Raw genomic sequence first — 4837 nt, forward strand, 5'->3', positions numbered from 1 at the left:
CCAATATCGAAGTGTATTCAAATACATATTTGGTTCCCAGATCTCTGCCGAACAATCAACTAGCTGACAATGTGCTTGGCAAGTGTTTTGAAAACGAAGAAGATTTGCGGCTTAACTTTCTAAATTCCGAAATAGCGGGTTTCCGGTAAAATGCTAACAAGTGCAGGCAACAGCGCCCCTACGGGGCTGGACCTCCATTCCGCAGCTTCGCTGCTCCATTGCGGCCGTTGCTGCAGGCGTTATGTGAGCTCATGAGTAAGGCATCAAAAATAGTAATCTGCATGATTCTGTCATGCGTCGCAATCGTAGTATTTGTATTTGGAAAACCCGATACACTCTACTATCGTCAGCACCCCATCAAGTTGACAATAATGGAAGAGGAAACAGGAGAGCCAATTGAGGATGTTGTGGTAGTTGCAAGATGGGTAGTGACTGGCGGCATGTTCAATACTCACTCTGTCGGAGTTCTGGATATACAAGAAGCTGTTTCAGATTCTAATGGCAAGGTGGTTTTTCATGGATTTGATAAGTATTGGCGATCTTGGTTTAGTGGAGAGTTCTTTCACTTTAGATCCCCCCAGCTGATTATCTACAAATTCGGTTACAAGCCGGCTGAATTAACCAACGGCCAATCACCAGACCGCTTGCTTTCTAGAAAGCACCCTGCAGAAGTATTTTGGTGGGGGAAAAAAGAAATATACTTATCGAGGTATCCAGCAGATCCTGCTAAACGAGCTGAAGAGTTCATGACTTCATTAAACAACCCTGCAAGGGATTCTAGGCCAAGTCTTACAGGTGGCTGCACCTGGACTAAAATGAGGCGTATGATTCTAGAAATAGACAAACAAATGAGGGAGGCGGAAGATCTCGGGTTTTATCGCTCTTCATTGGGCCCTTGGTTTACACCAGCTCCCCACGAGATTAATCGCAGTGATTGCCCTGGCGGGGTTGAGTGGATGAAGAAGAATAGACAACGTGCCACTAATCACATAACAATGCGTGCAAGCGGGACAAAGTGCTGCGCACTTCGCCCCTTCACTTAGCGTTAGTTGCTCTTAATGAAGATAATGAAACATAAATGCCCACACTGTAATAAAAAGGTGATTTCGAATTGGGGTAAATTCAATTCCAGCGCGTTGCACCCCGCCATTTGTCCAAACTGTGGTGGTTACTCTAAGCAGCACTACGCTGGTACAGCACTTGAGAGCTTACTGGTAACTTTTGGTGTTCCCGTAGCCTTGCTATGGTCTCTCCTCGCTAAAACCTGGTGGCCAGTCTTTGCCTCTGTGTTGGTTGTTATATCTAGCGGTATTCTTAAATTCTTATACGTCCCGATGGTTGCGGTTGACCTACAGGCAGCCAAAAACTATCACTGGTTTGCTTTTGGGTGCTTAGTTATAGTTCTAGCTTGGGTCTCCTATGAGGCACTTGGAAGTTAAGCAACTAACAAATCAATTAACTACGCGCCTTCGGCGCCCGACAGCTTACACTCCGCTTCGCTACATTCCAGCTGCGGGTTATTGAGGCGTTAAATGTCATCATGAATGAATTGCCATCGAAAGAAGAAATGCAGTCCATCATCGAAAAAGAAATCGATGGAATGGAGCCTGGGCTAAAGGCTTATGCATTCTCCATATTGATACCTTTGAAGAAAAAGGTTCTTAAATGGGAGTATGGAAACGACAAAGAGTTTCCCGCATGGGAGTTTGCCAACTTTGGTGAGCGCAATGTCGGTGCGGCGTACTGTTTAGGCGGTCATGGTGCAAGCGGTGATTCCTGGGGCCTCATATTCACCAATGATGATTACTTTGGTATGGATGCAGGTTGGTATAGCAGCTTCAAAGAAATGCTAACTGATGGCTGGTATGGGCAAAACATTTAACAAGTCAATGAACTTCGCGCCTTCGGCGCCGGACAGCTTACATTGCGCTTCGCTCCGTTCCAACTGCCGGTTATTGAGGCGTTACACGTCATGATTAAACGAACCATCGCAACAATATTATTGGTATTTTCAGGATTTTGCTTAGGGGGAACTGTGCAAGAAGGCAAAGAAGAATCTCAAGAATTAATGGATGCAGTATTACCGCTTGCACAAAGGCTATTGTCCGAACATGGTGAATTCTTTCCTTATGGCGGCGCAATGACTCCTGAAGGGAAAATTGTAAGTGTCGCAGCATATGATGGCGACGAGCATCCTGCCTCCTCAGAGGTGATAGACATGCTTCATAAGGCATTTCATACAGCAGCTAAGAATAAAGAATATAAAGCTACTGCTCTTGTCTACGATGTTAGGGTTCAATTAGCTAACGGCGAACCTTCAGATGCATTAGCTATCGAGCTGGATCATGAGTCGGGTTATTCTACTGTTGTTCTGCTTCCCTACACATTAAACAATGGCCAGCTTCAATACGGTGAAACTTCGGCGCAAGCAGGTGAAAGTAATGTCTTTCAATAGCAAGCAACGTGTAACAAGTCAAAGCACTTGGACGTGGCAAAGCTGTCATCTTTTGTGCAAAAACACGCACAAAAGCCGCCAACTTCACCACTCCGGTGTTTGAGGCGTTATATTACTCCATGAATTCAAAAATAAAGAAAAATGTTTTAGCCATAGTGGGGTTTGTAGGATTACTTCTCTGTGGGGGGGCTTTAATAAATATGCCGGTAGAGTTGCCCACGGAGCACCGAGGTGAATTTAGCGTTGTTGGGAAAATCGACTCTTGCGATTTCAAAGGCTTAACTAGACACTCGCCAAAATTTTTTGTGGGTATAGCTTTGCAAGATTCTGAAGAAATATATCGAGTTAACCCTTTGCATAAAGAGCGAAAGTTTTATGAATCTATTTGCTCTTCCAAGAGCTATGTACATATAAAATTCCGTGCTATAAAGCGTTTGGTTGGTCCAATAAGATTTTGGGTAACCCATATTAAAGCAACGTAATATAATAAGCAGCGGCAGGGCGATAGCCAACGCTACGCACCTTTTGTGTTACTCGCTGTCGCTCAAACATTAACACAAAATGCGCTCCGCGCTGGCTGCGCCTGCGCTGGGCGTTAGGTGCCCAGAGGAATTATGAGTGTAAATCTAGAAAAGCACCGAAGAATGGAATTACGTAAGGCTACGGGAACTCGTGTTATTAATTCGCCTGAGCCGGTTCCATTCCATCGTGGTCCCGGATATTTGGTTGCTCATGCATGCTTCAATTGCCGAAAAAGTTATAAAAGACCTGTTGAGTACTCTGGTAAAAAGGCAACTCGATGTCACCCTTGCCCAAATTGTGGCGAATGTATGCATGAGATGGGACGTAGCTTTAAGGCACCAAAGGCAAGTGATAAGAAGCAGTGGTGTAAGGTACAAATTCTATTCGCTGCCGGATTCCGATTCATCGGCTGCGGCTCCCATGAGGGCGCCAAGCTGCCTGCTGAGCTAAGTGAACTAGAAGGTTTCTTAATCAATAATCATGTGCACCCGCTAAAGGTAGCAGCACCTAACAAGCTAATGTTGCCGGACGGTTACCGCGGTGCGGCAACCGCCGCAAATTAGAGCGTTATAAGTCATGATGAGAAAGTGCCCAAAATGTAAAGAGAAAGCGGTAAAGGTAAAAATGCTGTCTTTCTCAAGTAGAATGCATTGCGAAAAGTGCTTCTTCCAGTATGAATACACATCCTTATCTAAGTGGGTGATAGCATTTTACGGGGCCTGTATACCCATCCTTGCAATCTACATGGGGTTGGCACTTCAAAGCTTAGTGGTTTTTGGATCCCTATTGTTAGCTGCTCCATTTCTTGCTGAGTTTGTTTTTGCAAAGTATTGCTCACTAAAGCCAGTTGGCATCAGGGCCTTAAGGGAGAAGCTCCGTGGCAAAAGCTTATAACAAGCGGCTGTTGTCGCGCCTATGGCTTTGGGACGGCCATTTTGCCGCTTCGCGGCTCCATGGCCACCCCAAAGCCGGGCGTTATGTGGCTATCAGATCAAAGCGGAAATGAATATTAGAAATTTTGTTGCGTTAGTTCTTGTTGTCTCTGGATCAATATTATTGGGTGGCGCCTTGTGGTCTTTAGCGGGTATATATACTTGCCCAGAGGGCACACCGGATTGTGAGGGATGGGCTATTTTGGGTGGCTATGTACTAGGTCCAACAAGCTTCGGGCTTCTAGTTGGTGGAGTAGCTCTGTATAAAAGGTATAGCGCTTGGTTCCAGCTTGTTGCAGCTCTTGGGTTAGCATGGGGCGTGTATTGGGGGTTTGTGTGAAACCGCATAACAATCACAGGCAGGTTGCTCCGGCCCTTCAGGCCTGCGCGGGACGGCCTACGCAAGGTTTCGGCCGCCCCTGCTATGGGCGTTAAGTGCCTATGAGCGATAAGTACAGTGCATATAAGCTAATTCTTGAAGAGTTAGTATTGGTTCTCGGAGAATATAATGAAGAGAATTGGTTCGCCTATTTCTCTAAATCCTTGGAGCTACTAGAAAACAATAAGCCACAAGCAAGTATTTCTCACTCATTGCGTGCATATGGAGGAATGTGTAGCTTCAGTGATGAGTTGTATTTTACTGGCGCTCCTCCAGTTGAGGCGCAAAGAGGGTATGAGCTTCGTGAATTACTATGGCAGCAATGCAAGGACAGTGAAAATGTTCTCAAGCGTATTTTTGAGCTATGAGCACTTAACAAATTTAGGCAAGCGACGCAGAAAAGCGCCGCGCGCCTGCTAAAAGCGTTAGGCACACAACATGGCATCGGAAGAGAAAAAGGATTTAGAGGTTGTTTTCAAGCCTTTGCTAAAGGAGCTCCGATTTCGAAAGAAAGGAGGGACCTGGTGGCGCGAAGTAAATGGATTTATT

Annotated in this window: 6 protein-coding genes; all 6 read left to right on the top strand. The window is 45.5% G+C overall.

Annotation, left to right across the window (positions count from 1 at the left end):
• Positions 1–251: 251 nt before the first annotated feature.
• The 6 genes from ABWV76_RS21940 to ABWV76_RS21965 all read left to right on the top strand — a co-directional run bounded on the left by ABWV76_RS21940 (position 252) and on the right by ABWV76_RS21965 (position 4656).
• Positions 252–1043, top strand: a complete 792-nt coding sequence (locus ABWV76_RS21940) for a hypothetical protein (RefSeq protein WP_353377287.1) — start codon at positions 252–254, stop codon at positions 1041–1043.
• A 497-nt stretch (positions 1044–1540) separates the two neighbouring features.
• Positions 1541–1882 carry a hypothetical protein gene (locus ABWV76_RS21945; protein WP_353377288.1) on the top strand — a complete coding sequence of 114 codons (342 nt, stop codon included), beginning with the start codon at positions 1541–1543 and terminating at the stop codon, positions 1880–1882.
• A 90-nt stretch (positions 1883–1972) separates the two neighbouring features.
• Complete coding sequence (locus tag ABWV76_RS21950) at positions 1973–2455, top strand: hypothetical protein (protein WP_353377289.1); 483 nt, start codon at positions 1973–1975, stop codon at positions 2453–2455.
• Between the two features lie 119 nt (positions 2456–2574).
• Positions 2575–2937 (top strand): hypothetical protein, encoded by a 363-nt coding sequence (locus ABWV76_RS21955; protein WP_353377290.1) that lies wholly within the window; start codon positions 2575–2577, stop codon positions 2935–2937.
• A 348-nt stretch (positions 2938–3285) separates the two neighbouring features.
• On the top strand, positions 3286–3540 hold the full coding sequence (locus ABWV76_RS21960) for a hypothetical protein (RefSeq protein WP_353377291.1): 255 nt from the start codon (positions 3286–3288) through the stop codon (positions 3538–3540).
• A gap of 810 nt (positions 3541–4350) precedes the next feature.
• Positions 4351–4656 (top strand): DUF6966 domain-containing protein, encoded by a 306-nt coding sequence (locus ABWV76_RS21965; protein WP_353377292.1) that lies wholly within the window; start codon positions 4351–4353, stop codon positions 4654–4656.
• Positions 4657–4837 lie beyond the last annotated feature (181 nt).

Source organism: Microbulbifer sp. NBRC 101763 (genome assembly GCF_040371615.1).
Taxonomy (GTDB): domain Bacteria; phylum Pseudomonadota; class Gammaproteobacteria; order Pseudomonadales; family Cellvibrionaceae; genus Microbulbifer; species Microbulbifer variabilis.